Source organism: Micromonospora tarensis (assembly GCF_016803395.1).
Classification (GTDB): domain Bacteria; phylum Actinomycetota; class Actinomycetes; order Mycobacteriales; family Micromonosporaceae; genus Micromonospora; species Micromonospora tarensis.
In genome coordinates this window covers 1-26,808 of the sequence record NZ_JAEVHL010000070.1, presented here as the reverse complement: position 1 = coordinate 26,808, position 26,808 = coordinate 1, and the positions used below count along the sequence as shown (strand labels likewise).

Below are 26,808 nucleotides of genomic sequence, written 5' to 3'. Positions count from 1 at the left end.
GGCGGTGCCGAGGAGGCCGCCGAGCCGTCCCGCCGCCGTCGGCGCGCTCGCCGGGACGCCGAGCCGGCGGAACCGGTCGAGGCGGTCGAGGCCGAGGAGGAGCCGACCGAGGAGGCCGAAGAGGCCGCCGAGGCGGATGAGGACGACGAGGACAGCGCCGCCGCGCGTCGCCGCCGCCGGCGTGGTCGCCGGGGCCGGGGTCGGGGCAAGGGCGGGGCCGACGACGCCGAGGACGAGGAGTCCGAGGAGGCGGCGCAGGCCGACGAGGAAGAGACCGCCGAGGTCGAGGCCGAGGGCGATGAGGACGAGGAGTCCGAGGGCGGGGATGGCCTGACCCGTCGTCGCCGTCGCCGTCGTCGCCGGGGCGCCGGTGACACCGAGGGTGCCGCGGACGACGGCGTGCCGACGGTGGTGAAGATCCGCGAGCCCCGCCGGACCGTGGACGAGGTCCAGGGCGTGTCCGGCTCGACCCGGCTGGAGGCCAAGCGCCAGCGCCGCCGGGACGGTCGTGAGCAGCGGCGTACCCGCCCGCCGATCCTGAGCGAGTCGGAGTTCCTGGCCCGGCGGGAGGCCGTGGACCGGGTGATGGCGGTCCGTCAGCGCGGTGACCGCACCCAGATCGCCGTGCTGGAGGACGGCGTGCTGGTGGAGCACTACGTCACCCGTAACTCCTCCGGCACGATGGCCGGCAACGTGTACCTGGGCAAGGTCCAGAACGTGCTGCCGAGCATGGAGGCGGCGTTCGTCGACGTCGGCCGGGGTCGCAACGCGGTGCTGTACGCCGGTGAGGTCAACTGGGACACCAGCGGGCTGGAGGGGCGGGCGCGCTCGATCGAGCAGGCGCTGCGCTCCGGCGACTCGGTGCTGGTGCAGGTCACCAAGGACCGATCGGGCACAAGGGCGCTCGGCTGACCAGCCACATCGCGCTCTCCGGCCGGCACCTGGTCTACGTGCCCAACGGCAACGCCTCCGGGATCAGCCGGAAGCTGCCGGACAACGAGCGCAAGCGGCTGCGGGACGTGCTCAAGAAGCTGGTCCCGGACGGCGCGGGCGTGATCGTCCGGACGGCGGCCGAGGGCGCCACCGAGGACGAGCTGGCCCGTGACGTCAAGCGTCTCCAGGCGCAGTGGGAGGACATCCAGGCCAAGGCGGCCGAGGGCGGTGCCCCGGCGCTGCTCTACGGGGAGCCCGACCTGGTCATCCGGGTGGTCCGCGACCTCTTCAACGAGGACTTCCGCGAGCTGGTGATCGAGGGCGAGCAGTCGTACGACATGGTCGAGTCGTACCTGTCGCACGTCTCTCCGGACCTGGTCGACCGGGTGCGCCGGCACGTCGGCACGAGCGACGTCTTCGCCGAGTACCGGATCGACGAGCAGATCATCAAGGGCCTGGACCGCAAGGTCTTCCTGCCCTCCGGTGGTTCGCTGGTGATCGACCGCACCGAGGCGATGACTGTGGTCGACGTCAACACCGGCAAGTACACCGGCTCCGGGGGCAACCTCGAGGAGACCGTCACCCGCAACAACCTGGAGGCGGCGGAGGAGATCGTCCGTCAGCTCCGGCTGCGCGACATCGGCGGCATCGTGGTGATCGACTTCATCGACATGGTGCTGGAGTCGAACCGTGAGCTGGTGCTGCGTCGACTCACCGAGTGCCTGGGCCGGGACCGCACCAAGCACCAGGTCACCGAGATCACTTCGCTCGGCCTGGTGCAGATGACCCGAAAGCGGATCGGCGCGGGCCTGCTGGAGGCGTTCAGCGAGACCTGCGAGTGCTGCAAGGGTCGGGGCGTCATCATCCACACCGAGCCGGTGCCGGAGAAGCCGCGCGCGGCCGGTGCGGGGGAGAAGGTCAAGGCGGTCGCCTCGTCGGTGGCGGCCCCGGCCGCCGAGCAGGGCGCCACCTCGTCCCGCCGCCGGGCCCGGAAGAACGCGTCGGCCGAGCGGACCGTGGTCGAGGTCGTCGACACCGACACCGACACCGACACCATCGCCGAACCGGACGACTACACGGACACCATGGGCTACGACCTGTCCCGCTACGAGTCGGAGACCGCCGCCGCGCCGGCGATCTCGGACAGCCAGCAGGGCGAGTCGGCCCGGCTGGCCGCGGCGGACGACCCGGACGCGCTCGGCGACGGTGAGGGCGACGAGGAGGCCACCGAGGGCGGCGGCGGTCGTCGCCGGTCGCGCCGAGGCGGCACCCGTCGGAGGACCCGCCCCTGACCCCTGACCGGCCATGGGTTTGACGAGGTCCCTCTCCCGGCAAGAGTGACGGGGGAGGGACTTCGTCGTCCCGGGTCAGGAGAAGAAGATGCGTCGTCTGCTCGCCGTCACCGCGTTGGTCACCGTGCTCTCCGCCGGGGCCGGCTGCGCCACCGATCGACCCGCTGGCGGTGACCCGGGTCCGACCGCCGACGGCGTCGGCTCGACGCCCGGTGACAACTCGTCCGGGTCGACCGGCAGACCAGCCAGCGGTGCGGCGGGCGGTGACGCCGGCCAGGTCTGCGCCGCCGCCCAGCAGGCCAGCACCACCGCCGTCCGGACGTACGTGGCGGAGTTGGGTCAGCTGGTCGCGGCGACGGGCGTCGGGGACAGCCGCACGGCCGAGGTCGCCCGAGGGCGGGCCGAGGCGGCGCTGGCCGGCTGGCAGGCGGCGCTGCGGGAGCAGTCGGAGCGGACCACCGACCCGCAGCTCAAGACCCTGCTCACCGACCTCGGCACCGAGGTGTCCGCGCTCGGCGCCGACGTCGAGTCGATCGACGAGACCGAACTCGACCGGCTCCAGCAGCGCCTCGACCAGCTCTGCGCGCGCTGACCAGGGCGGGCCGGTTTGAGGTCCGGGCCGGCGATGGCGTACTCTTGCCTGCGGCGCACTTTTGGTGTGCCGCGTTCCCGTGTGCCCGCGCCGCCGTGCACTGCTACCCGGCGAGCCGCCGCGGGGATGACCGCCAGCAGCCTCAACGACAGGGAGTCCGCCTCCGATGTACGCGATCGTCAAGACCGGCGGCAAGCAGTACAAGGTCGCCGAGGGCGACGTGATCGAGGTCGAGAAGCTCACCGGCGCTCCCGGTGACGCGGTGAAGCTCACCGCGGTGCTCCTCGTCGACGGTGACGACCTGGTGACCGACGCGGCGAAGCTTGCCGAGGTCGCGGTGTCCGGCGAGATCGCCGCGCACACCAAGGGCCCGAAGATCCGGATCCACAAGTTCAAGAACAAGACCGGCTACCACAAGCGCCAGGGTCACCGCCAGCCGTTGACCCAGGTCAAGGTGACCGGCATCTCCAGCGGGAAGTAGGTCGTCCTCCAATGGCTCACAAAAAGGGTGCGTCCAGCTCGCGTAACGGTCGTGACTCCGCGGCCCAGCGACTCGGCGTGAAGCGCTTCGGTGGTCAGGTTGTCAGCGCCGGTGAGATCCTCATCCGGCAGCGGGGCACCAAGTTCCACCCCGGTGACCTGGTCGGCCGTGGCGGCGACGACACGCTGTTCGCCCTGGCCGCCGGTTCGGTCCTGTTCGGCACGAAGCGCGGTCGCAAGACCGTCAGCATCGTTCCGCAGCAGTAGTTCTCGGGCCAAGCGGGCCGCGGACCTCCGGGTCCCGGCCCGCTTGGCTTTTTCAAGCGCGGGGTCGGACCTCGCTGGAAGGATTGACGCCGTGGCGACGTTCGTTGACCGGGTCGTTCTGCATCTGCAGGCCGGCGATGGCGGGCACGGTTGTGTCTCGATCCACCGCGAGAAGTTCAAGCCCTTCGGTGGGCCGGACGGCGGCAACGGTGGGCACGGTGGCAGCGTGTCCCTGGTGGTCGACCCGCAGGTGACCACGCTGCTCGACTTCCACTTCCACCCGCACGTCAAGGCCGACAACGGCAAGGGCGGCGCCGGGTCGAACCGGGACGGGGCCAACGGCCAGCAGTTGGTGCTCAAGGTTCCCAACGGCACAGTGGTGCAGACCACCGACGGCACGGTGCTGGCCGACATGGTCGGCGCCGGCACCACCTTCGAGGTGGCCCGGGGCGGGCGCGGCGGGCGCGGCAACGCCTCGCTGGCCAACGCCAAGCGCAAGGCTCCCGGCTTCGCCGAACTGGGCGAGCCCGGCGACCAGCTGGACATCGTGCTGGAGCTGAAGAGCGTCGCCGACGTGGGCCTGGTGGGTTTCCCCTCCGCCGGCAAGTCGTCGCTGATCTCGGTGATCTCCGCCGCGAAGCCGAAGATCGCCGACTACCCGTTCACCACCCTGGTGCCCAACCTCGGCGTGGTCCGGGTGGACAACCACACCTTCACCGTCGCCGACGTGCCTGGCCTGATCCCCGGCGCGGCCACCGGCAAGGGTCTGGGCCTGGAGTTCCTGCGGCACATCGAACGCTGCGCGGTGCTGGTGCACGTCATCGACTCGGCGACGCTGGAGCCCGGCCGTGACCCGGTGGCCGACATCGACGCCATCGAGGCCGAGCTGAGCCAGTACGGCGGGTTGGCCGACCGCCCCCGCCTGGTGGCCGTGAACAAGGTCGACGTGCCGGACGGCCGGGACCTCGCCGAGATCGTGCGCCCGGACCTGGAGGAGCGCGGCTACCGGGTGTTCGAGGTCTCCGCTGCCACCCGGGAGGGGCTCAAGGAGCTGACCTACGCGATGGCAGAGCTGGTCGAGGCGGAGCGTAAGGCCGCGCCGCCCGCCGAGCCGGCCCGGATCGTGATCCGCCCGATGGCCGTCGACGACGCCGGTTTCACCATCGACGCCGAGTCGGACGGCTCGTTCACCGTTCGCGGGGTCCGGCCGGAGCGCTGGGTCAAGCAGACCAACTTCGACAACGACGAGGCGGTCGGCTACCTGGCCGACCGGCTGGCTCGGCTCGGGGTCGAGGACAAGCTGGCCAAGGCCGGTGCGCAGCCCGGTGACCTGGTCCGGATCGGGGAGCGCGAGTTCGACTGGCAGCCGACGCTCTACGCCGGCGTGGACTTCGTGCCCGGCAACCGGGGCACCGACGTCCGCCTGGAGGACAAGTCGAACCGGGCGTCGGCGGCGGAGCGGCTCGCCGCCCGCAAGGCGCGCCGGGTGCGGTCGGCGGACGAGGTGGGCGCGGACGAGTCCGACGACATCGACGAGGACGACGCCGAGTAGTTCGTTGCGCTCCGTGATCGGGTTGATTGCCGGAAACCTCCGCGAAATCCACGCCTCATAGCGTGGGGTGATGCTGATCGAGTCCCGCCCTGCCATCGATCCGGAGATCGCCGCCCTGGTCACCGCGCAGCAGCGTGAGCTGCGCGAGGCTGACGGCGGATTGGACGGGCAGGTCTTCGTCCCCCATGACGACGTCCGCTACCTGGCGGTGGTGGTGAACGGTCGGGCCGTCGCCTGCGGTGGGCTCCAGTCGATCGATGCCGAGACCGGCGAGGTCAAGCGGATGTACGTCCGGCCCGCGTACCGGGGGCGAGGTATCGCCCGTCAGTTGCTCGCCGCCCTGGAGGAGTGTGCGTTCCGGCAGGGGCACGCGGTGCTCTGCCTGGAGACCGGCAGCTACCTGCCGGCCGCGGTCGCCCTGTACACCTCGTGTGGCTACGACCGGATCCCGGTCTACGGCGAGTACGTGGGCAATCCGTACAGCGTCTGTTTCGCCAAGCGGCTCCCGGTCGCGGCCTGACGGCCGGCGTCGCCGCTCACGCGCCGGTGCTGGCGTGCTCGACGGTCACCGGCTTCGACTCGGGCGAGGCGTGCTGACGCAGCACGATGCTCAGCAGGATCAGCGCGCCGACGGCGAGGAACTCGCTCTGCCAGTTCTGCATCGACTGGAACCAGAAGTCGCTGGTGCCGAGGAACTGCCACACCCCGATCGGCGGCGCGCCGCTCTGTAGCGCCTGTTCCTGGTTGTACGCGGCGGCGCCGCCGAGCAGGTGACCGACGAACGAGCCCGCGAAGATCAGCAGCAGCGCGAGGGAGAGGCTGTTGCGGTAGATCACCAGCGGCAGGCCGCCGGCGCGCACCGGCCACGGCGACTGTGCGGTGGCCCGGCGCTCGTCGTCCTCCGGCCGGTCGGTCTGGTCCAGCGGCTTCGACTCGGCCGAGCCCCGCTGCACCAGGTACGCGGTGAGCAGCACGTACCCGCCCATCTGGAGGAACTCCGACTCCCAGTTCTCGAAGACCGCCTCGGCGAAGTGCCCAGTGGTGAGGTACGCCGGCCAGCTCAGCGGCGCGGCCCCGAACTCGGTCAGCTCCTCGTTGTGGGTCTGCCAGCCGAAGACGCTCTGCAACACCAGGAAGACCAGGAACGCGCCGAGCATGGCGATGGCCAGTGCGTTGGTTCGGAGCCAGCGAGGCATGTGGCACCCCCTTCGCGGATCAAGTACCCCCGCCCAGGTGCCCCGGAAACCCTGTTGGGCCAGGTCAGCCCCGTGCGGCGGGATTGTCCAGCCGCCCACCGGTGCCCGCCCGGTCCGACAACAGCAGCCCGAGGGCGAGCATCCCGAAGCCGAGCGCGAGGTGCAGCCAGTTGTCCGCGTTGTTGAGCGGCAGGATGTTCGCCCCGCCCTCCGGGTTGATCGCCTCGATCGCCAGGCCGTACAGCCAGAGGACGAGGTAGATCGCGCCGCCACCGGCGAGGAAGAGCCGGGCGCCGGCGACGCTGCGGGCCAGCACCAGGCCGACCAGCCCGAACAGCAGGTGCACCGCGTTGTGCAGGATCGACACCTGGAACAACCCGAGCAGCCGGGCCTCGGAGTGGTGCCCGGCGAACCTGAGGTGCCCGTAGTCGGTGGTGATGCCGGGAACGAAGCCGAGGACACCGATCAGCAGGAAGACCCCGGCCACGACCAACGCGGCCAGCTGAACCCGGGGTCGGGTGCCGGCCGCTCGCCCACCCCGCGTGCCTCGTGCCATCGCTGCCCCCTCCGTGGATCTGCCCGCCCTCGCGAACCGCACTGTCCGCAGCGGCGACGTGACGCAGCCCGACAATCCTCCATTTTGAAGTCCGTCCGGCGAGCCGCGCAGATAAATGCACGAAGAGGTATGGAAGCCGAAACGCAGGGTAGGTGAATGGTCAGCGGCCGCGGCGACGCGAATCGCATCCCCCCAGCACAACCGCGACGACTTTCTGAGCGGAAGGGAAACCATGACTCACGATCTTTCACCTACGTCTTCCACGTACGGGCAGCCCTCGACCAACGGCGGCGGCGTCCGCGACCAGGCCCGCCAGGTCGGTGCCGAGGCCGCGCACGCCGGTGGCGCGGTCGCCCAGACCGCCAGGGAGCAGGGCACCGAGGTCGGCCGTGAGGCCGCCCGGCAGGCCCGCAACCTGTACGGCGAGGCCCGCAGCCAGCTCGCCAGCCAGACCGGTGAGCAGCAGCGCCGGGCCGCCGGTGGGCTGCGTTCGTTGGCCGACGAGATGCGCTCGATGGCCGAGCAGGGTGGCCAGGCCGGCCCGGTGAGCGAGCTGGCCCGCCAGGCGGCCGACCGGGTGCACGGCGTCGCCGGCTGGCTCGAGGAGCGCGAGCCCGGCGACCTGATCACCGAGGTACGCGACTACGCGCGGCGTAACCCGGGCACCTTCCTGGTCGGCGCGGCGGTCCTCGGCGTGCTGGCCGGCCGGTTGACCCGGGGCATCTCCGCCGCCGGTGACGACTCCGGCAACGGCTCCTCGACCTATCGGGGCGCTGGTGCGTACGACCCGGAGCAGACCGCGGTGATCCCGACGCCGCCGCCGGCACCGCGTGCGGTGCCGGACGCCGTTCCGCCCGGCGGCTACCTCGACCCGACCCCCGGCACGCACACCGCCGACCCGGTCGCGAGCGGCTATGCCGAGCCCACCCGGGGCGACCAGCCGGACTACTCCGGCACCGGACAGCCACTGCCGCCGGTGACCCAGACCGACCCGCTGCCGGGCGTGCCGTCCAGCGGCAGCCCCCGTCCGTGAGCCGCCTAGTCATCCGAAGGGAGACGACGGCATGAGCATGCCGACGCAGGGGTCCGGACTGGACTCCGGTTACCACCCCGAGGCGGGCGGTCCGCACACCGCGGCGGAGGTGAAGAGCAGCTCGCTGGGTGACCTGATGCGTCAGGTCACCACCGACCTGTCGACGCTGATGCGTCAGGAGGTCGAGCTGGCCAAGGCCGAGATCCGTCAGGAGGGCAAGAAGGCCGGCAAGGCCGCCGGGCTCTTCGGCGGCGCCGGCTTCGGTGGCTACATGGTCGCGCTCTTCGTGTCCATCGCCGTGTGGCAGTTCCTGGACAACGTCATGGACTCCGGGCTGGCCGCGCTGATCGTGGCCGTGATCTGGGCCGTGGTCGCCGCCGTCCTCTACTCCAAGGCCAAACAGAACGCCCAGCACGTACGCGGGCTCAAGCAGACCAACGACAGCGTGCAGCGGATCCCCGACGCGCTCAAGCCGCACCCGGAGGGAGTCACCCGATGAGCACCGATCCCGACCAGATCCGCCGCGAGATCGAAGCCACCCGCAACAGCCTCAGCTCCGATGTGGACGCGTTGGCGTACAAGGTCAGCCCCGGCCGCATCGTCGACGACCGCAAGCAGCGGGCCCGTTCCGCTCTGCAGAATGTGAGGGACAAGGTCATGGGTACCGCGTCTGACCTCGGCCACGGCACCGGCCAGGCCGTCCACTCGGTGGGCGACCACGCCTCGTCGGCGGCCTCCAGCGTCGGCGACGCCGCGCACTCGGCGGCGGCAACTGTCAGCGACGCCGCGCAGAGCGCTCCACGGGTGATCCGGCAGAAGTCGCAGGGCAACCCGCTCGCCGCCGGCCTGATCGCGTTCGGGGTCGGTTGGTTGGCCTCGTCGCTGATCCCGGTCTCCCGGCGGGAGCAGCAGGCCGCGGCCCAGGTGAAGGCCAAGGTCAGCGAGCACAGCGGCGCGGTGACGGAGAAGCTGGGCGCGGTCGCCAGTGAGCTCAAGGAGGAGCTGCGCGAGCCGGCCCAGCAGGCCGCCGAGTCGGTGAAGTCCACCGCCCAGGACGCCGTGCACGCGGTCAAGGACGACACGAAGTCGGCCGCGCAGGACGTCAAGGGCCAGGCCCAGCAGGCTCGCCAGCAGGTCAGCCCCTGACCTCACCCGACACCCGGTCGCGACAGCTCGCGTCACCCCCGCCGGGGGTGACCGCGAGCTGTGCGCATCCTCACCCCTCCGCGCGAGCGTGCGGTTCGGGTCGCCGCTTCGCCGTCTCGGTGGCTGTTCTCCCGGCTGAACGACGCACGATCGCGCTGGTGGGGTGTGCGGGTTGACGGATCCGGGTGTCGTGGTACCGGACGCCACCGAGCAGGACCCGCTGGGCGACCGCCAGCCAACTGCAGACGCCCCGTTCGAGCAGCCAGAGTGGGGCGGCCAGCGACGTGCTCGGTGGGAAGACGGCGTTGCCGTCGGCCCGGCGGCGACCGGCTTCGGCCAGGGCGACAACCGTCGCCGCCATGCCGAGCAGGAGACGGGGCCGGCGGGACGCGACCGCCGCCGCCGGTAGGACCGCGAGCGCGCTCAGCAGGCGGGCCGGCTGGGCCAGGTCGTCGTACGCCTGGCGGACCCGTTGGCCGCGGAAGTGCGCCGCGTCGGGCGGCAGTCGGCGTACGTACAGCCCGGCCGCCGTGGCCTCGACCCCGCCGTACGCGCGCACGGTGCGAATCAGCTCCAGGTTCTCGAAGAGCACGTCCGCGTCGTACCCGCCCATGGCGAGGAAGGTGCTGCGACGTACCGCGAGCGTGCCCGGGTAGTCGTCGCCGAGCGCCCGGTTGAGCAACGTACGGCCGGTGTCCCACCAGGCGTGCCACGGCAGCGGGTCGAAGTAGTTCTGCGGCCGGACCAGGTCGACCCGGCCCAGCAGCCGGTGCACCGCGCGTAACCCGGCCTCGTCGTACCGGACGTCGTCGTCGGCGATCACCAGGTGCTCGTGGTCTGCCGCGTCGACCCCGGTGTGCACGCCGCGGACCTTGCCGTTGAGCCCCCGCCGGTCCGGGTCGGGCGGCAGGTGGCGGACCAGCCCGCGCCAGGTCTCGGCGTGTCGGGCGAAGAGGTCCGGTGCTGAGCCGTCGACCACGAGCACGTCCACCCGGTCGGCCAGCCAGCGGAGGTAGTCGGTGAGTTCGGCCAGGCCGGTGTCGGTGTGCCAGCGCAGCGGCAGCAGGTAGGTCATCGGCAGGCGGGCGGGTCGCCGCACCCCTGCGTCACCTGGTTGATCGGGCACGATCGTCGTCAAACTGGGCGGTGCGGCGGATGTTGGTGAGGGTCAGGCCGAGGGGCGGCAGCGCGGGCATCCGGTGCAGGTCCAGGGCCAGGTCCTGGACGGGGACGTCGTAGCGCATGCTGCTGGTCAGGTTGGTGACCGCCCGCTTCATCAGGTCGATGGTGATCCACTCGCCCGCGCAGCGGTGCCCGGCCCAGTGCTCACCGCCGCCCTGTGGGATCAGCGCGAACGGGTCGATCTCGCGGTCGGCGAACCGTTCCGGGCGGAACAGCTCCGGCTGGGGCCAGAGCGACGGGTGGTGATTGGTGCCGTAGAGGTCGAGCAGCACCCGTCTGCCTCGGGGAAAGTGGTGACCCTGCCAGTCGAAGGACCGCCGGACGCGGGCCGCCGCCATCGGGAAGAACGGGTAGTAGCGGCGCACCTCCTGGACGAAGTGTTCGGTGGCCTGGTCGTCGTCGCGGACCCGGTCCCGCCAGGCCGGATGGTCGTGCAGGGCGAGCGCGGCGAAGGCGACGTACTGGTCGATGGCGACCACCGGGCGGAGCACGTTGAGCAGTTCCACCGCGGCGACCCGCCGGGGGAGCAGGTCGCCCCGCCCGTCCCGGTGTTCGGCGATCACCGCCAGGGCGCTGCCGGCCGGCGCCGGAGCGGTGCCGACCCGGGTCCGTTCGACGAGGTCGGCGAGCCAGCGTTCGGCGCGGTATCGGGCGAGCCGTCCGCGCCAGTGCCGGGGGCCGACCACCGCCGGGGCCTCGATCATGGCGTGCAGCTCGACGGCCCGGCGTTCGACCTGCGACGTGGGCAGCGGCACCCCGGCCCAGGCGAAGACCACCTGGGTCAGCAACCGGCCCAGCTCGTCGTAGAGCCGTACCGGCCCGGCGCCTTCCCACCCGGTGAGTCGGGTCTGCCACTCGTCGTCGAAGAGCTGGCCGAGCCGCCGGATCGCGGTCGGCGTCATGATCGACATAAGCATGGCCTTGCGGTCGGCGTGCTCCGGCCCGTCCAGCCCCTGCACGCCGTCCCGGCCGGTGAGGGTTCGCTGCACCCGCAGCGGCATCGCGGTCGCCCGTTGGAAGCGCTCGTTGTCGTAGAACAGCTCCGCCGCCGGCCGGCCACGCAGGCAGACGGTCGGGGCGAGCAGGATCCGGGTTCGGAAGATGTCGCTGCCGTACCGGTCGCAGCGTTCGCCGATGAACCGGTAGCCGGCGCGGAGCAGCGCGAGGGTGCTGTCCGGGCTGCGGTCGGCCGGCATGGTCGCCATCGGGTCTCCTCACGCGCGGGTGCGGCCGGTCGCCGCCGGCCGGTTGCGTGTACCCCCGCCGCCGCCGCTGAATCCTGCGGGCGGCTGGCCCCTCCCAGGGGCGGCGGAACCTGGTTGGCTGCTGGTGGAGCGACCACGGGGAGGGCGGATGCGCGACAACAGATCACCGCACTGGCGGCAACGGCGAGCGGTGCGGGCACCGGGCGCGGGCCGCGACACGCCGGCACTGATCGGGCCGCCACGGCGGCCCACCCGACCCCACCGGTTCTTCACCGTGCACCTGGGCTTCACCGCGCCGAGCCGGGCCGAGGCACGCGAGCTGGCCGTGGCGTACGCCGAGGCGCTGAGCCTGCTCCGTCCGGAGGTGGCGCTCGGTGCGGCGGCCCTGTCGCCGGCAGAGGCCTGGCAGCGGGCCGAGCGGCTGTTCTGTGGTGTGCTCGGGCCGGACGGGGAGCGTTGCGTCGACGTCGCCGACCATCCCGGCTTCCACCACGGCCCCGGCCCCGGTGGGCTCGGCTGGGGCGACGGTGACGGCCCCGCCGACGGTGCTGGTCGATGAGGTGAGCTGCCCGCTTCGCCGTGCCGGTGCCGCGACCACGGGCACCGGCCCGGCGACCCGACACCGCCGAGCGGGCCGGCATGGTCAGTCCAGGTCGAACTCGCCATCCTGCGCGCCGGCCACGAACGCGTCCCACTCGGCCTGGGTGAAGACGAGCACCGGCCCGTCCGGCTCGGCCGAGTTGCGCATTCCGATCAGATCGTCGACGAAGGCGACCTCAACGGCGCTGTCGGAGGTGTCCCCCTCGGCCCGCTGCCAGACCGCCCGAGAGAGGTCGAAGTCGCCCTTGGGGTGCTGCGCCATGGTTCTTTCCTCCAGTGCCGAGGGTCGTGTGGTGACCGGGTGCCGATCCCCATCGGGCAGGATAAGCGGATGCCGAGCCTGACCCGTGTAGAGGCGACCGCGCGTGGCGCGGCGATTACCGTCGAGTCCTATCAGGTGGACCTCGACCTGACCGGCGACGGCGAGCTGTTCCGCTCCCGCGTCGAGATCCGGTTCCGGGCGACCCCCGGGGCCGCGACCTTCGCCGAGGTCAAGCCCGCCAAACTGCTGGCTGTACGCCTCAACGACAGCGACCTCGACCCCGGTCTGCTGACCGACAACCGGCTACCGCTGACCGACCTGGCCACGGAGAACATCCTGGTCGTCGAGGCGGAGATGGCGTATTCGAGGACGGGGGAGGGGATGCACCGCTTCGTCGACCCGGCCGACGGTGAGACCTACCTCTACGCGGAGTCCTTCCTCGACAACGTGCAGCGCATCTTCGCCGCCTTCGACCAGCCTGACCTCAAGGCCCCGTTCACCCTCGCGGTCACCGCGCCACCGCAGTGGACCGTCGCCAGCAATGCCGAGGTGGCCGCCAACCCGGCCCCCGGGCGCTGGGAGTTCGCCCCGACCGCACCCCTGGCCACGTACTTCTTCTCGCTGATCGCCGGGCCGTACCACGTGCGGCGGGCCGAGCACGACGGCGTGCCGCTGGGCATCTACTGCCGCCGGTCGCTCGCCGAGCACCTGGACGCCGACGCCGAGGAGATCTTCACCATCACCCGGCAGTGCCTGGACCGGTTCCACCAGCTCTTCGCCGAGCGCTACCCGTTCGGCAAGTACGACCAGGCGTTCGTGCCCGAGTTCAACGCCGGCGCGATGGAGAACCCGGGTCTCATCACCTTCCGTGACGACTACGTGTTCCGCTCGGCGGTCACCGACACCCAGCGTGAGCTGCGCGCCGGCACCATCGCCCACGAAATGGCGCACATGTGGTTCGGTGACCTGGTCACCATGCGCTGGTGGGACGACCTGTGGTTGAACGAGTCCTTCGCGGAGTACCTGGGCACCCGGGTCACCGCCGAGGCGACCCGTTTCGACCAGGCGTGGACGACCTTCGCCATGCGTCGCAAGGCCTGGGGGTACGCCGCCGACCAGCGCCCCTCCACCCACCCGATCGCCCCGAAGGAGGTCGCCGACACCGACGAGGGCCTGCTCAACTTCGACGGCATCTCGTACGCCAAGGGGGCCGGTGTGCTGCGGCAGCTGGTCGCGTGGCTCGGTGACGAGGCGTTTCTCGCCGGCCTGAACGCGCACTTCGCCGCGCACCGCTTCGGCAACGCGACCCTCGCCGACCTGCTGGCCAGCCTCAGCGCCGCCAGTGGGCGGGACCTCTCCGGTTGGGCCGAGCTGTGGCTGCGCCGACCGCAGGTCAACACGCTGCGTGCCGAGGTCACCGTCGACGCCGACGGCCGCTACACCGAGGTGGCGGTGGTGCAGACCGCCCCGGAGTCGCACCCGGTGTTGCGTCCGCACCGGGTCGGTGTGGGCCGCTACTGGTCGGACGGCACCGTGCGGCGCGACGAGGTGGACATCGATCCGACCGTTGACGGTGACCGGACCGTGCTGGATGAGCTGACCGGCTCGCCGGCGGCCCAGCTGTTGCTGGTCAACGACGGTGACCTCACCTTCGCGAAGGTGCGCCTCGACCCGGCGTCGGCGGACGCCGTCCCGCTGGTGCTGCCCGGGCTGGCCGACCCGCTCGCCCGGGCGGTGCTCTGGAGCGAGGCCCTGGACGCGGTGACCGACGGGGAGCGGCCGGTCACCGGCCTGGTCGACCTGATGGTCGCCGCGCTGCCCGCCGAGACCGAGGTGATCATCGCGGAGGACGTGTTGACGCTCAGTCGGTCGCTGTTCGATCGTTACCTCGACCCGCTGGCCCGGTCGGCGGCGTTGGCTCGGGTCACCGGAGCCTGCTGGCAACTTCTGGACGACGCACCGGCGGGAGAGTCGTTGCAGCTCGCCGCCGCGCGGGCCTGGGTCGCCGCGACCACCGACGCGGACCTGCTCACCGGCTGGCTCGCCGGCCGGGACGTGCCGTCCGGGCTGAGGGTCGACGCGGAGCTGCGCTGGGCGGTGCTGCGCCGGCTGGTGGTGCTGGGCGCGGCCGGCGAGGCGGAGATCGCCATCGAGGCGGCCGCCGACAACAGCTCCACCGGCGCGGAACGGGCCGCCCGCTGCCGGGCGGCCCTGCCCGACCCGGCGGCGAAGCAGGCGGCCTGGGACATCATCGTGCGGGACGCCGAGCTGTCCAACCGGCTGTTGGAGGCGACCGCCGAGGGCTTCTGGCAACCCGAACAGGCCGAGCTGACCGCCGGTTACATCGATCGGTACTTCGCGGAGATGCCGGCCGCCGCGCATCGGCGTACCCCGTGGACCGCCGACCAGGTGGCGGCCCTGGCGTTCCCCCGCTACGCGGTGGCACAGCCGACCCGGGAGGCGGCCGCGGCGCTGCTGGGCCGCGACGACCTGACCCCCGGTCTGCGCCGGGTGGTCACCGACGCCGACGACGACCTGCGCCGCGCGTTGGTCGCCCGCACGGCGGTGGCCGCCGCCTCGGCCTGACGCTGACCACACCCAGGCCGGGTCGGCCGGTTCCCGGGCTCGGCCTACGATCACCTGGTGGAGGAAGATATCCGGCGGATCGGGATCATGGGTGGCACCTTCGACCCGATCCACCACGGGCACCTCGTCGCGGCCAGCGAGGTGGCAGACCGGTTCGGCCTGGACGAGGTGGTCTTCGTCCCCACCGGGCAGCCGTGGCAGAAGGCCGACGAGCCGGTCAGCCCGGCCGAGGACCGCTACCTGATGACGGTCATCGCCACCGCCTCCAACCCCCGCTTCCAGGTCAGCCGGGTCGACATCGACCGCAGTGGGCCGACCTACACCGTCGACACCCTGCGTGACCTCCAGGCTGAGTACGGCCCCAAGGTGCAGCTCTTCTTCATCACCGGCGCGGACGCCCTGCAACGGATCCTGTCCTGGAAGGATCTGGACGAGATCTTCGAGCTGGCGCACTTCATCGGTGTGACCCGGCCCGGCTTCCCGCTCACCGACAAGCACCTCCCGGCGGACACTGTCAGCCTGATCCAGGTGCCCGCGATGTCCATCTCGTCGACCGACTGCCGCGCCCGGGTCGCCCGAGGCGAGCCGGTCTGGTACCTGGTGCCCGACGGTGTGGTGCAGTACATCGCCAAGCGGAACCTCTACCAGCGCTGACCGTGCCCGTTATGCCTGGTTTTATGTGGTTAACGGGCCAGAACTGAACGATCGGGACGTCGCCGGGTATGAGACGCTTGGAGGATCGCACGCTTGAACGAAGGAGAACGGTGACGATTTCCGAACGCGCTCACGAGCTGGCTATCGCGGCTGCCCAGGCCGCCGCCGACAAGAAGGCGCAGGACATCACGATCATCGACGTCGGCGACCAGCTCGCCATCACCGACGCGTTCGTGCTGGCCGCCGCCCCGAACGAGCGCCAGGTGCTGGCCATCGTCGACGCCGTCGAGGAGAGCCTGCTCGACCTGCCGGAGAAGGCCAAGCCGGTCCGGCGCGAGGGTGAGCGTGGCGGTCGTTGGGTGCTACTCGACTACGTCGACATCGTGGTGCACGTCCAGCACACCGAGGAGCGCGAGTTCTACGGGCTCGACCGCCTCTGGAAGGACTGCCCCACCATCCCGTTCGTCGACCGCGACCTGGTCGAGGCCGACGCCAGCGGGTCCGCCGCAGCCGAATGACCCGACTGATCGTCTGGCGGCACGGCAACACCGACTGGAACGCCGCCAACCGCGTCCAGGGGCAGACCGACGTACCCCTCAACGAGCTGGGCCGCGACCAGGCCCGCGCCGCCGCCCCGCTGCTCGCGGCGCTGCGGCCCGACGCCATCGTGGCCAGCGACCTGAGCCGCGCCGCGGAGACCGCCGCCGCGCTCGCCGCGCTGACCGGGCTTCCGGTACGCACCGACGCCCGGCTGCGCGAGCGGCACTTCGGCCAGTGGCAGGGGCTGCACCTCACCGAGGTCGCCGAGCGCTTCCCCGAGGAGTACGCGCGCTGGCGGGCCGGTGACCCCGATCCGGGCACCGACGTGGAGCCCCTGCACGACCTCGGCGAGCGGGTCGGTACCGCCCTGCAAGAGGCCGCCGACGCGGCACCGGGCGGCACTGTGGTGATCGCCACCCACGGTGGCGGCTCGCGACAGGGCGTCGGTCGCCTGCTCGGCTGGGACACCGCCGTGCTGCGCACCATCGGTTCGCTGGCCAACTGTCACTGGACCGAACTACACCACGACGACGCCCGGGGCTGGCAGCTGCGGGCGCACAACGTCGGCCTGATCACCGCCCCGGTCGCCGTCGACGCGGTCTGAGCCTCCGCGCCTCGGCGGTCCACGCCTCGATCGGCTAGCGTGCCGGGCATGCCCGTCGCGGTCGTCATCGACTCCACCGCCTACCTTCCGTCCGAGCTGGTGCGGGCGCACCGGCTCACCGTCGTCCCGTTGACCGTCGTGCTCAACGGCGCGGAGGGGCTGGAGGGGGTGGAGACCCAGCCGGCCGACGCGACCCGGGCACTGAGCGCCCGCCGGGTCACGGCCACCACCTCCCGACCGGCACCCGAGCAGTTCGCGCGGACGTACCGCGAACTGCTCGACGCCGGGGCGGACGGGGTCGTCTCGGTGCACCTCTCCGCCGTGCTGTCCGGCACGGTCGAGGCCGCCCGCCTGGCCGCCGCCGACCTGGCCGGCCGGGTCGAGGTCGTGGACAGCCGCTCGGCCGGCATGGGGCTGGGCTTTCCGGCCATCGCCGCCGCCATCGCCGCCGAGGCCGGAGCCGACCTCGCCGGGGTACGCGACGCGGCGCTCGCCGCCATCGCCCGGACCACCGTCTGGTTCTACGTCGACACGCTGGAGTTCCTCCGCCGGGGCGGCCGGATCAACGCGGCCGAGGCGCTGTTCGGCACCGCCCTCTCCGTCAAGCCGATCATGCACATGCCGGACGGGGCGATCGTGCTGCGCGAGAAGGTCCGCACCGCCAGCCGGGGAGTGGCCCGACTCGTGGACCTGGCCGTCGAGGCCGCCGGCGACGACGACGTGGATCTCGGGGTGCACCACCTGGCCGCGCCGCAGCGGGCCGAGGCGTTGCGCGCCGCACTGACCGAACGCCTCGGCGACCGGCTACACGACACGTACGTCTCCGAGGCGGGTGCCGTCGTCGCCGCGCACGCCGCCCGGGCCTGGCCTGCGTGGTCGTTCACCGCCGGCCGGAGGGTTGAGCGATGTCCACGTCGTATGTGGTCACCGGGGGCGGTCGCGGTGTCGGCCGGGCTGTGGTGGAACGGCTGGTGGCGACCGGTGCCACCGTCGTCGTACTGGAACGCGACGCCGACGCGGTCGACTGGTTGGCCGGCCATCGGGCCGCCGATCGACTCGTCGCGGTGGTCGGCGACGCCGCCGACGAGCAGGTGGCGGAGCACGCCGCTGAGCTGGCGGAACGCGCTGCGCCGCTGACCGGCTGGGTGAACAACGCGGCGGTGTTCCGCGATGCCGCACTGCACTCCGCGTCCGCCGACACGGTGCTGGACCTGATCGGGATGAACCTGCGCCCGGCCGTGGTGGGCGCCGGGGTCGCCGTCCGCCGATTCCTGGCCCGCGCCGCCGGCGCGCGATCGTCAACGTCTCGTCGCACCAGGCCCGCCGACCGGTGTCCGGTGCCCTGCCGTACGCGACAGCGAAGGCCGCCGTGGAGGGTCTGACCCGGGCGCTGGCCGTCGAGTACGGGCGGCACGGCATCCGCGCCAACGCTGTCGCGCTCGGCTCGATCACCACCGAGCGGCACGCCGAATTCCTGGCCGCGCAGGAGCCCACCCAGGCCCGGTGGATCGACGCCGAGTTGGCCCGGCTGCACCCGGTGGGACGCATCGGGCGGGCCGAGGAGGTGGCCGAAGCGGTCGCGTACCTGCTGTCGCCTGCCGCGAGCTTCGTCAACGGGGTGACCTTGCCGGTGGACGGCGGGCGGGCCGTGCTCGGCCTCGACCCCGAGGCCCGCTGACCTTGCACATGGCTGGCGCCGATCGGCCCTAGCTGTCTGCGACGAACACGCCCTGCCCCTGCTGACCGTAAATCAGGTTCCGCTCGTGCAGCTCTTTGACGGCTCGATAGGCCGTGGAGCGTGCCACGTTGTAAAGCTCGCCGATCTCGGACACCGACGGCAGTTGTTGGCCGGGCGAATACTCGCCCGAGCGGATCTTCTGCTCGATGTCGTCCGCCACGCGGCGGTAGTGCGGTGGCCTCGTCGGCATGAGCGGCTCTCCTGGACTTCAGCGGAGATCATGTTTCCAGCCCGGACGTGATCGAGACAAGGCAGCAACGCGGCAAAGTCGAGATAGTGAGAACTTGACTACACTGAGACTGTGGATACAGTGAGACAGTGATCGGGTGCTCCTGGACTTCAGCACTCCTGAGGCATCCGGTCTGCCCGCCCTGAGGGAGCGCATCGCAAGGCTTCGGCCCCCAGGGCGGGCCACTTCGGATCGCGCGGAGGCGCCGAACATGCCAATCGATGAACCGGTGTCCACGGCGACCGAACTGTTCATGGCCAAGCGGGTGCTGGATGCTCACTGGACCCGGGCGCTCGACCGGCCGTGGCGGGCGGGCGGGTGCCTGGAGTGCCGAGGACGCAGCGAGTGCCGACAACTCGACTGGGCGTTGGCGGTCATGGCAGAAGTCGCCTCGGTCATGCTCCAGAAACGGTGAATGATCCTGCCCGCGGCCCTGTGTTAGCCTCCGTGCGCGCCCCAGATGGGCCTACCCCCCGGAGGTTCTGGCTACTTCAGCCACCACGCCGAGATCGACGCGATATGTGCGTCTCTCGTGCGGGATCCGGGGCGTCGGTGCCCTCGGGTTTGTCATCGGTGTGGCTGGCTGAACGGCGTGGACTTCCGGTTGGGTCTTCGGATCGACCGGGAAGAAGACGGTACGGATGACAGTCACGTTCAACCACACCATCATCGCCAGCAAGGACAAGAGCGCCTCGGCCGCGTTCTACCGGGAGTTGTTCGAGCTGCCGGAGGCGCCTTCGTGGGGGCCGTTCGCCAACGTCCAGTTGGACGAGGGCGTGCTGCTCCAGTTCGCCGAGCCGCCGGTGGACATCCAGATGCAGCACTACGCGTTCCTCGTCGACGACGAGTTGTTCGCGCGGTGCCTGGCGTTCGTCGAGGGGCGTGGCATCACGTACTGGGCCGATCCGCAGCTCAAGCGGGAGGGGGAAACCAATACCGAGCATGGTGGACGTGGCTTCTACTTCTTCGACCCGGCCGGCCACGCAATCGAGATCATCACCCGGCCTTACCTGTAGGGGCGGTGGCGTCACTCGTCGAGGACGATGTCGGCTCTGATGGTTCGTCCGCCGGAGCCGACAACCTCGCGTCGGCCTGGACGAGTTTACTCAACGGGCACTGGCGGAAATGCTCCGCAACCGGGGCGCGGTCGAGAATGATCAGGTTCCGCTACGGTGGTCCGCATGGATGCTCCAGCGCGGATTTCGGAGACGCCTGGCAGGTTCGAGAATCCCGCGGGCGGCGGAGGCGGGCACACCGACGCTGTTCGGGACGTCACCGCCGGGCGGTGGGAAGGCCGCACAGTGTTCGCCTCGGGCAGCGACGACCGAACGGTGCGGCTCTGGGAGGCGGCCACGGGACAGCCGCTCGGCCATGCGCTCACCGGACACCGGGCAGGGTCAGATACGCGGCCTTCACCGGACCGCACCGCGATATTCTCGTCACGGTTGACGACAGCGGTGTGGTGTTGCGTTGGCGCTCCGACGCCGGTATCCCGAGGAGCGAGCCCTTCGCGCGGCTGGAGAGCAGGATCGTCGGGCTCGGCGTGGCCAATGTGGACGGGCGAGCGCTGGTGGGCGTCGGGACCGAAGACGGGGCGGTGCGAATCTTCGACGCCGTCACGGGTGAGCACCACGCCGAGGTGCGTGTCGACGCGGGGTGGGAACTGAACCGCGCGGACATCGGCGTGCTGGACGGGCGATTGGTGGCGCTGACCATCGCGCGCGACCCCGCCGTGTACCGGCCCAGTCTGGCGACGTTGACCATGTGGGACGTCGCCTCCGGTCGTCCGCTGTACGAGCCCAGCGGCGTGCCCGAGGAGACCGAGGGCCTCGCGACTTTCGCGACACTGGACGGGCAGCTCGTCGCCGTTCGGGGGATCGACCCCTACCACGATTTCGGCGACGGAGTCAACGTCGACGATGAACAGAAGCTCGACCGCGGTGAGCACGAGTTCGCCGAAGAAGACGAAGACGACGAGGACGACGACGAGGACGACGGCAATCCTTACCAGTCTGAGTATTTCCTGGATGAGACGGACGACTTCTGGGTCGTCGACGTCGCCACGCGCAAAGTGTTGAAGGAATACCACAAGCCCCCGGCCGGGCCGAGCGTGGCGACCGTTGCCCGTTCCGGGCGCAGATTCGTGGCGTTGGTGCCGTCACTCACGTTCGTCAACGTCATCGACGCTGGCGTCGGGGCCGAGTCTGGACGCCTCGACGAGTTCCGGTATACCGGGCACAGTGAAAATGTCTGCTGCGTCGCGGCGGCCGAGGTGGACGGACGCACGATCGTGGCTTCCGGTGACAGTAAGGGCAATCTGCGTTTCTGGGGCCTGGACACCTCAGAACGGTCGCCACACCCGCGTAGGAGCCTGCCCTTCCAGAACTCCTGACTTTCCGGGTTGCGGAACACCCGCGGTCGGCGTGACCGCTTGCCGTGCACCGGCGACGCCGGTACGGCGGGCGGTCAGGCGACCAGACCGGTTGCCCAGGCCACGCGCCGCATTTCGGCTCCGGCATATCAGATCGGGGCATGATCAGGGCGTTGTCCACAGTGGCGACGGTTGTCCACAGGACGGGCTCGTCACCCTCCACCGTCCCGGCCGCCGCCATAGCGTCGCGCTGTGTCGCACGATGAGCAGACAGAGGTACGCCAGCGCCTGCGCCGGCTGACGGAGGCGGTTGTCGCACCGCTGCCCCGGCCGGCGGCGCCACTCGCGGGCGTACCCCCGTCGTCAGTGGTCGGCGCGCCGTCTGCGGACGTGCTGTCCTCCCGGCCCGCCGCGCCGCTCGCGGAGCAGGCGTCGGACGGCCTTGCGGTCCCGCCCGAGTCGCGGCTGCGGCCCGGGGGCGTTCGACCCCGGGCGGCGCGGTGTGCGGGCGTTGGCGGTGGTCGCCGTGGTGGTGGTCCTGGGTGCGGCAGGTTGGGCCTGGCAGGCCGGCCGCGGTCGGAACCGGTCGCCCCGCTGGTCAGCGAAGCCGCGTCGGCCGCGCCGGCGGGTGACCCCAGCGCGTCCGGCCTCGGCGAGGTGGTGGTGGCGGTCGCGGGCAAGGTTCGAAAACCCGGTCTGGTACGCCTACCGGCCGGGTCCCGTCTCGCCGACGCGGTGCAGGCGGCCGGCGGCGCGCTGCCCGGGGTCGACGTGGCGCTGCTCAACCCGGCCCGCAAGGTCACCGACGGCGAGCTGATCGTGGTTGGGGTGACGCCACCACCGGGCGGCGCGGCCGGCCCGCGGCGGGCGGTGCGGCACCCGCCGTCGGGCCGCTGAATCTCAACACCGCGACACTGGCGCAGCTCGACACGCTGCCCGGGGTCGGGCCGGTGCTCGCCCAACGGATCCTCACCCACCGGGATCAGCACGGCGGGTTCAAGTCCGTTGGCGATCTACGCCAGGTCGACGGGATCGGCGATGCCCGTTACGAGCAGCTCAAGGATCTGGTGACGGTGTGAGCGGGCCCGCCGTCGCCGCCGCCCCACCGCGGGCCGGCCAGTCTCCGTCCCAGCCGCCGCCGGATCTGCGACTGGCTGGGCTCGCCGTGGCGGCCTGGCTCACCGCGCTCGCCGGCCTGCACCTCGGCAGCCGCACCGTTCTGCTGGTGGCCGGTTCGGCGGCAGGTCTGACGGCCATGGGTGCGCTGCACCTGCTCGGCCGCCTCGGCCGTCCTCGAGCTGTGGTGCGGCGCTACGGCTGGGTGGCCGTGGCGGTCGGCCTCGGCGTGGTCTGCGGTGGTGCGGCCACCGCCGCCCGGCTCGCCATCCGCGACGCACCGCCGATCCGTGCCCTCGCCGAGCAACGCGCTCCGATCACCGCCGACCTGGTCGTCCAGGACGACCCGCGCCCGATCCGGAGCGCCGCCCGGCCGGGCATGCTGCTGGTGTCGACCGAACTGGTGCGGCTCACCGGCCCGGATGGTCGACGGATCCACGCGTCGGTGCGGCTACTTGTCCTGGCGACGACCCGGCGTGGCGGGGCCTGCTGCCCGGGCAGCGCCTCACCGCCGACGGCCGGCTCGGCGTTCCGCGTGGGGGCGACCTCACCGCGGCGGTGCTCAGCACCAACGGCCCACCGGAGCGGGCACGGCGCGCCGTCCTGGGCGCAACGCGCCGCCGGGGCGCTGCGTACCGGTCTGCAACGCGCCTGCGAGCCGCTGCCCGACGACCCCGGCGGGCTGCTGCCCGGTCTGGTGGTGGGTGACACCAGCCGACTACCGCCCGCCGTCGAGGACGATTTCCAGGCCACCGGGATGACCCATCTCAACGCGGTCTCCGGCTCCAACGTCGCGATCGTGGTGGGTGCGGTGTTGTTGCTGGCCCGTTGGTCGAGGGCCGGTCCGTGGCTCGCCGCCGCGCTGTGTGGGGTGGCGCTGGTGGGGTTCGTCATCCTGGTCCGCCCGTCGCCGAGCGTCGTACGGGCCGCCACGATGGGCGCGATCGGGCTCGCCGCGCTCGCCGCCGGTCGCCCTCGGGCGGCGCTGCCCGCGTTGGCCGCCGCCGTGACAGTGCTGGTGCTCGTCGACCCGGAGTTGGCCGGGGACCCAGGGTTCGCCCTCTCCGTGCTGGCCACCGGTGGCCTGCTGCTGCTCGCGCCGCGCTGGCGGGACGGGTTGCGTCGGCGAGGCGTACCGCCTGGGTTGGCCGAGGCGTTGGCCGTGCCGGCGGCCGCGCAACTGGCCTGCGGTCCGGTCGTCGCCGGGATCTCCGGCACGGTCAGCCTGGTGGCGGTGCCGGCGAACCTGCTGGCGGTGCCGGCCATCGCGCCAGCGACCGTGCTGGGCGTGCTGGCGGCCATCGTGTCGCCGATCTGGCCGGCCGGTGCCGAGTGCGTCGCGTGGCTGGCGAGTTGGCCGGCCTGGTGGTTGGTGGTGATCGCCCGGCAGGGTGCTCGACTACCGGGCGGCACCCTGCCGTGGCCGGGTGGGGTGCCCGGTGCCCTGCTGTTGACCGGGCTGACCGTCGCGCTGCTGATCGCGGTGCGCCGACCACTGGTACGCCGGCTGGTGGCGGTGGTCGGGGTCGCCGCCGTCCTGGGTGCCCTGCCGGTTCGGCTGGTAGCCGCCGGTTGGCCGCCCGTCGGCTGGGTGGTGGTGGCCTGCGCGGTGGGCCAGGGCGACGCCCTGGTGCTCCCGGTCGACACCGGCCGGGCGGTGGTGGTGGACGCCGGGCCGGAACCGGGTGCGGTGGACGGTTGCCTGCGTCGGCTCGGCGTACGGGAGGTGCCCCTGCTGGTGATCAGCCACTTTCACGCGGACCACGTGGGCGGAGTGGCCGGGGTGTTCCGGGGGCGGCGGGTGGGTGCCGTGCTGACACCGTCATCGACGGACCCGGAGAGCGGCCGGGACCTGGTTCAGGCGGCGGCCGCCGGTGGGCGCGCCGCGCTGCTGACCACCGTGGCCGGCGCTCGCCATCCCGTGGGCGGGGTCGACCTGCTGGTGCTCGGCCCGCCGTACCCGCTGGCCGGGACCAGGTCCGACCCGAACAACAACTCGCTGGTGCTGCGCGCCACGGTGGCCGGGGTACGGATTCTGCTGGCCGGCGACGCGGAGACCGAGGAGCAGCACGCGATGGTGACGCGGGCGGCGCCCGGCCAGTTACGGGCGGACGTGTTGAAGGTCGCGCATCACGGTTCGGCGTATCAGGACCCGGGCTTCCTCGACGCGGTGCGACCGGCGGTGGCGCTCGTGCCGGTGGGGACTGGCAACACCTACGGGCACCCGAGTCCGGGGCTGCTCACCCGACTGAGCAGGGGCGGCGTGCGGGTGCTGCGGACCGACACGGACGGCGACGTGGCGGCGGTCCGAACGGGCGACGGTCTGGCCGTAGCCCGGCGAGGTGTGCCCGCGGGCAGACAACCCTGACCGAAAGGATGTGCGACTTGCGGATTAAGTAGGCAATCGAGATAGATGTCTGGATTTGCGCTGAGTGCGGGCTGCGCCGACCAAGCAGCGGATGAGCAGGCACGATCCCGCCGTGGGCCGTGCGAATATGGGCGGCGTGACCCCCGCCAGCCTCGCCCCCATTCTGCTCGTCCTCGGTGACGAGGAGCTGCTCGCCACGCGCGCGGTCACCGAGGCTGTCGCAAAGGCCCGCGGTGTAGACCCCGAGGTGGACGTCCGCGAGTACCAGGCCGGTTCGCTCGCCGTCGGCGAGATCGCCGAGATGCTCAGCCCTTCGCTGTTCGGCGGGCGACGGCTGCTGATCCTGCGCTCCGGCCAGGACGCCCGCAAGGACCTGGCCGCCGCACTGCTGGCGTACGCGAAGAACCCCGACCCGGACGTCCAACTGCTGGTGCTGCACCTGGGCGGTGCCAAGGGCAAGGCGTTCGCCGATGGGCTGCGGGCGGCCGGCGCGACGGTGGTCCCGGCGGCCAAGCTCAGGGGGCACCGCGACCGGGTGGCCTTCGTCCGTGACGAACTTCGCCGAGCTGGTGGGAAATGCACCGACGACGCCGCCGAGGCGCTCATCGCGGCGGTCGGCAACGACCTGCGCGAGCTGGCTGCCGCCTGCTCCCAACTGATCGCCGACACCGACGGACGGATCAGCGCCGACACGGTCGCCCGTTACTACCGGGGTCGGGTCGAGGTGACCGGCTTCACGGTGGCCGACGCCACCATGGTCGGCGACGTGCCGGCGGCCCTTGAGGCACTGCGCTGGGCCCTGCACGTCGGGGTCGACCCGGTGCCCATCGCCGACGCCCTGGCCGACGGGGTACGCACGGTGGCCCGGGTCGCATCGGCCGGGCGGGGCAACCCGTACCAGCTCGCCAGCAGCCTCGGCATGCCCGCCTGGAAAATCGAGCGGGCACAGCGGCAGGGGCGCGGCTGGACGCCGGAGGGCCTGGTCCGGGCCATGCAGGTCGCCGCCGAGTGCAACGCGGCCGTCAAGGGCGGCTCCGACGACCGGGCGTACGCCCTGGAGCGTGCGGTCTTCTCGGTCGCGGCGGCCCGGCAGGGCAGTACCAGGTGACGGGGACGAGTCGCCCAGCGTGGGCCACTGTCCCGGTGGACGAGGAGCGGTATCGGCCGCTCTACGCCCGACTCCTCGGCCTGCGGTTCGTCAACCCCGGAGGCGTGTTGTGCTTCCTCTTCTTCGAGGGTGCCATCGCCCTGGCGGTGCTGCTCGCTCTCGCCGAGCTGGTCACCTGGTGGACGGTGCTGGTGCTGCCCGCCGTGGTGGCGGCCATGGTCAAACTCAACGACATGGTGGCCGCGGTCGTGGTCCGCTCCGCTGCGCTCGTGCCCGAGCAGGAAAGGGATCGTTTTCGCCGGCAGATGGAACCGGTGGTGGGCCGTGCCCGGGTGGAGTGGGTCTCGCACAGCGTTCCCGGCGTGGTGATCACCGCCGACCCGGTGCCGCCTCCTCGGCGGGCCAACCCGTCAGACTGAGCGCCGACCGGTCACAGCCGCGCACCGACGGCCGCCCGGACGAGAGGCGGCCGGCCCGGTGGTGGGCGGTGGCCTGGTGGTGGGCGGTGGCCTGGGGTGAAGTGGTGGCCTGGTGGTGAAGGGGTGGCCCGGTGTGGGCGGTGGCTGGAGACGCTGGATACACGGAAGCCCCGGGCCGAGGCCCGGGGCTTTCCGAATCAGTCTGACGGTGCAGTCGTCAGGCGGAGAGTGCCACTACGCGCTTGGCGATCGCGGACTTGCGGTTCGCGGCCTGGTTGGAGTGGATCACGCCCTTGCTGACGGCCTTGTCCAGCTTGCGCGAGGCGTCCAGCATCAGCGCGGTGGCCTTCTCGACGTCACCGGCCTCGGCAGCCTCGTGGAACTTCCGGACGGCGGTCTTCAGCGACGACTTGACCGACTTGTTGCGCAGCCGGGCCTTCTCGTTCTGCCGGTTGCGCTTGATCTGGGACTTGATGTTCGCCACGCGACAGCCTCGTCTTGATAGCTCGGGTTGGTCAGCTTGTGCGCGGGATGACGAACATGCGTCATCGCTGCGCGAAGAGCCAGGTTACCAGGTTGCCCGGGACGAGCCAAAACGGCTCGGCCGAAACGGCGTCCGCCCGGGTCGCGGGCTCACCTGGACGCTCGACGCTTGATCCACTCGGCTTCCTGAAAATCGGGGCATCTGCCCGCCCCTGATAGCCCGACTTCAAGGAACCCGAGTCGATCAAAGGCCGCCGGGCGGCGGACCCCCGGACCCCAGGGGCGCCGGGCCCCCG

Annotated in this window: 27 protein-coding genes and 4 pseudogenes; 24 read left to right on the top strand and 7 right to left on the bottom strand. The window is 71.8% G+C overall.

The annotated features are described in order from the left end of the window. The 6 genes and pseudogenes from JM949_RS15985 to JM949_RS15960 form a co-directional block, all read left to right on the top strand. Positions 1-2,225 (top strand): annotated as a pseudogene (locus JM949_RS15985) (Rne/Rng family ribonuclease); the annotation flags it as partial. An 88-nt stretch (positions 2,226-2,313) separates the two neighbouring features. Next, positions 2,314-2,817 carry a hypothetical protein gene (locus JM949_RS15980; protein ID WP_203149252.1) on the top strand — a complete coding sequence of 168 codons (504 nt, stop codon included), beginning with the start codon at positions 2,314-2,316 and terminating at the stop codon, positions 2,815-2,817. A 166-nt stretch (positions 2,818-2,983) separates the two neighbouring features. After that, positions 2,984-3,298: a 50S ribosomal protein L21 gene (gene rplU, locus JM949_RS15975; protein ID WP_007464063.1), complete on the top strand. Its 315-nt coding sequence runs from the start codon at positions 2,984-2,986 to the stop codon at positions 3,296-3,298. 11 nt (positions 3,299-3,309) lie between these two features. Further along, complete coding sequence (gene rpmA, locus JM949_RS15970) at positions 3,310-3,564, top strand: 50S ribosomal protein L27 (protein ID WP_043966727.1); 255 nt, start codon at positions 3,310-3,312, stop codon at positions 3,562-3,564. A 91-nt stretch (positions 3,565-3,655) separates the two neighbouring features. Then, positions 3,656-5,116: a GTPase ObgE gene (gene obgE / locus JM949_RS15965; protein ID WP_203149251.1), complete on the top strand. Its 1,461-nt coding sequence runs from the start codon at positions 3,656-3,658 to the stop codon at positions 5,114-5,116. Positions 5,117-5,186: 70 nt separating this feature from the next. Continuing rightward, positions 5,187-5,636: a GNAT family N-acetyltransferase gene (locus JM949_RS15960; protein WP_203149250.1), complete on the top strand. Its 450-nt coding sequence runs from the start codon at positions 5,187-5,189 to the stop codon at positions 5,634-5,636. Positions 5,637-5,652: 16 nt separating this feature from the next. Here the strand turns inward: JM949_RS15960 and JM949_RS15955 are convergent, their stop codons facing one another. Beyond that, positions 5,653-6,312 (bottom strand): DUF6766 family protein, encoded by a 660-nt coding sequence (locus tag JM949_RS15955; protein WP_203149249.1) that lies wholly within the window; start codon positions 6,310-6,312, stop codon positions 5,653-5,655. 64 nt (positions 6,313-6,376) lie between these two features. After that, on the bottom strand, positions 6,377-6,868 hold the full coding sequence (locus tag JM949_RS15950; RefSeq protein WP_203149248.1) for a DUF4383 domain-containing protein: 492 nt from the start codon (positions 6,866-6,868) through the stop codon (positions 6,377-6,379). Between the two features lie 232 nt (positions 6,869-7,100). Between JM949_RS15950 and JM949_RS15945 the strand changes: the two genes are divergently transcribed. Genes JM949_RS15945 through JM949_RS15935 form a run of 3 tightly spaced genes read left to right on the top strand, consistent with a single transcriptional unit; the run spans position 7,101 to position 9,047 of the window. After that, the gene (locus tag JM949_RS15945) at positions 7,101-7,901 is read left to right on the top strand and encodes a hypothetical protein (protein ID WP_203149247.1); all 801 of its coding nucleotides are present in this window, start codon (positions 7,101-7,103) and stop codon (positions 7,899-7,901) included. A gap of 31 nt (positions 7,902-7,932) precedes the next feature. Beyond that, a complete protein-coding gene (locus JM949_RS15940) occupies positions 7,933-8,400 on the top strand; it encodes a phage holin family protein (protein WP_203149246.1) in 468 nt (155 codons plus the stop codon). Beyond that, the gene (locus JM949_RS15935; RefSeq protein WP_203149245.1) at positions 8,397-9,047 is read left to right on the top strand and encodes a DUF3618 domain-containing protein; all 651 of its coding nucleotides are present in this window, start codon (positions 8,397-8,399) and stop codon (positions 9,045-9,047) included. Before JM949_RS15940 ends, JM949_RS15935 begins: the two co-directional genes overlap by 4 nt. A 70-nt stretch (positions 9,048-9,117) precedes the next feature. Here JM949_RS15935 and JM949_RS15930 read toward each other — a convergent pair whose 3' ends face one another. Further along, complete coding sequence (locus tag JM949_RS15930; protein WP_309232177.1) at positions 9,118-10,146, bottom strand: glycosyltransferase; 1,029 nt, start codon at positions 10,144-10,146, stop codon at positions 9,118-9,120. A 7-nt stretch (positions 10,147-10,153) separates the two neighbouring features. Beyond that, entirely contained in the window at positions 10,154-11,434 is a 1,281-nt protein-coding gene (locus JM949_RS15925) for a cytochrome P450 (RefSeq protein ID WP_203149244.1), read from the bottom strand. A gap of 148 nt (positions 11,435-11,582) precedes the next feature. Between JM949_RS15925 and JM949_RS15920 the strand changes: the two genes are divergently transcribed. Further along, on the top strand, positions 11,583-11,993 hold the full coding sequence (locus JM949_RS15920; protein WP_203149243.1) for a hypothetical protein: 411 nt from the start codon (positions 11,583-11,585) through the stop codon (positions 11,991-11,993). Positions 11,994-12,077: 84 nt separating this feature from the next. Here JM949_RS15920 and JM949_RS15915 read toward each other — a convergent pair whose 3' ends face one another. Next, on the bottom strand, positions 12,078-12,296 hold the full coding sequence (locus JM949_RS15915; protein ID WP_030336536.1) for a DUF397 domain-containing protein: 219 nt from the start codon (positions 12,294-12,296) through the stop codon (positions 12,078-12,080). 69 nt (positions 12,297-12,365) lie between these two features. On the opposite strand from JM949_RS15915, the gene pepN reads away from it, so the two are divergent. The 7 genes and pseudogenes from pepN (at position 12,366) to JM949_RS38575 (ending at position 18,358) form a co-directional block, all read left to right on the top strand. Continuing rightward, complete coding sequence (pepN, locus tag JM949_RS15910) at positions 12,366-14,882, top strand: aminopeptidase N (protein WP_203149242.1); 2,517 nt, start codon at positions 12,366-12,368, stop codon at positions 14,880-14,882. A 57-nt stretch (positions 14,883-14,939) separates the two neighbouring features. Beyond that, positions 14,940-15,536, top strand: coding sequence for a nicotinate-nucleotide adenylyltransferase (gene nadD, locus JM949_RS15905; RefSeq protein WP_203149241.1), 597 nt, complete (start codon positions 14,940-14,942; stop codon positions 15,534-15,536). A 110-nt stretch (positions 15,537-15,646) separates the two neighbouring features. Continuing rightward, positions 15,647-16,054 carry a ribosome silencing factor gene (gene rsfS, locus JM949_RS15900; RefSeq protein ID WP_203149240.1) on the top strand — a complete coding sequence of 136 codons (408 nt, stop codon included), beginning with the start codon at positions 15,647-15,649 and terminating at the stop codon, positions 16,052-16,054. Further along, complete coding sequence (locus JM949_RS15895) at positions 16,051-16,680, top strand: histidine phosphatase family protein (protein ID WP_203149239.1); 630 nt, start codon at positions 16,051-16,053, stop codon at positions 16,678-16,680. Before rsfS ends, JM949_RS15895 begins: the two co-directional genes overlap by 4 nt. Positions 16,681-16,728: 48 nt before the next feature. Next, positions 16,729-17,582, top strand: a pseudogene (locus JM949_RS15890) (DegV family protein). A 3-nt stretch (positions 17,583-17,585) separates the two neighbouring features. Beyond that, positions 17,586-18,062 (top strand): SDR family NAD(P)-dependent oxidoreductase, encoded by a 477-nt coding sequence (locus JM949_RS38580; RefSeq protein WP_255545599.1) that lies wholly within the window; start codon positions 17,586-17,588, stop codon positions 18,060-18,062. Then, positions 18,011-18,358 carry an SDR family NAD(P)-dependent oxidoreductase gene (locus JM949_RS38575; RefSeq protein ID WP_309232176.1) on the top strand — a complete coding sequence of 116 codons (348 nt, stop codon included), beginning with the start codon at positions 18,011-18,013 and terminating at the stop codon, positions 18,356-18,358. The genes JM949_RS38580 and JM949_RS38575 overlap by 52 nt, the downstream gene beginning before the upstream one ends. Positions 18,359-18,386: 28 nt before the next feature. Here JM949_RS38575 and JM949_RS15880 read toward each other — a convergent pair whose 3' ends face one another. Beyond that, a complete protein-coding gene (locus tag JM949_RS15880) occupies positions 18,387-18,578 on the bottom strand; it encodes a GntR family transcriptional regulator (RefSeq protein ID WP_244236754.1) in 192 nt (63 codons plus the stop codon). Between the two features lie 280 nt (positions 18,579-18,858). On the opposite strand from JM949_RS15880, the gene JM949_RS15875 reads away from it, so the two are divergent. The 7 genes and pseudogenes from JM949_RS15875 (at position 18,859) to JM949_RS15845 (ending at position 26,029) form a co-directional block, all read left to right on the top strand. After that, a complete protein-coding gene (locus JM949_RS15875; RefSeq protein ID WP_141710518.1) occupies positions 18,859-19,062 on the top strand; it encodes a hypothetical protein in 204 nt (67 codons plus the stop codon). A gap of 226 nt (positions 19,063-19,288) precedes the next feature. Next, positions 19,289-19,663, top strand: coding sequence for a VOC family protein (locus JM949_RS15870; RefSeq protein ID WP_203149238.1), 375 nt, complete (start codon positions 19,289-19,291; stop codon positions 19,661-19,663). Positions 19,664-20,106: 443 nt separating this feature from the next. Next, on the top strand, positions 20,107-21,039 hold the full coding sequence (locus tag JM949_RS15865; RefSeq protein ID WP_203149237.1) for a WD40 repeat domain-containing protein: 933 nt from the start codon (positions 20,107-20,109) through the stop codon (positions 21,037-21,039). A 231-nt stretch (positions 21,040-21,270) separates the two neighbouring features. Next, positions 21,271-22,097, top strand: a pseudogene (locus JM949_RS15860) (helix-hairpin-helix domain-containing protein). Then, positions 22,094-24,502, top strand: a pseudogene (locus JM949_RS15855) (ComEC/Rec2 family competence protein). Before JM949_RS15860 ends, JM949_RS15855 begins: the two co-directional pseudogenes overlap by 4 nt. A 127-nt stretch (positions 24,503-24,629) precedes the next feature. Continuing rightward, on the top strand, positions 24,630-25,610 hold the full coding sequence (holA, locus tag JM949_RS15850) for a DNA polymerase III subunit delta (RefSeq protein WP_203149253.1): 981 nt from the start codon (positions 24,630-24,632) through the stop codon (positions 25,608-25,610). Further along, a complete protein-coding gene (locus JM949_RS15845; RefSeq protein ID WP_203149236.1) occupies positions 25,607-26,029 on the top strand; it encodes a hypothetical protein in 423 nt (140 codons plus the stop codon). The genes holA and JM949_RS15845 overlap by 4 nt, the downstream gene beginning before the upstream one ends. 217 nt (positions 26,030-26,246) lie before the next feature. Here JM949_RS15845 and rpsT read toward each other — a convergent pair whose 3' ends face one another. Further along, on the bottom strand, positions 26,247-26,513 hold the full coding sequence (rpsT, locus tag JM949_RS15840; protein ID WP_030336508.1) for a 30S ribosomal protein S20: 267 nt from the start codon (positions 26,511-26,513) through the stop codon (positions 26,247-26,249). Between the last annotated feature and the right edge of the window lie 295 nt (positions 26,514-26,808).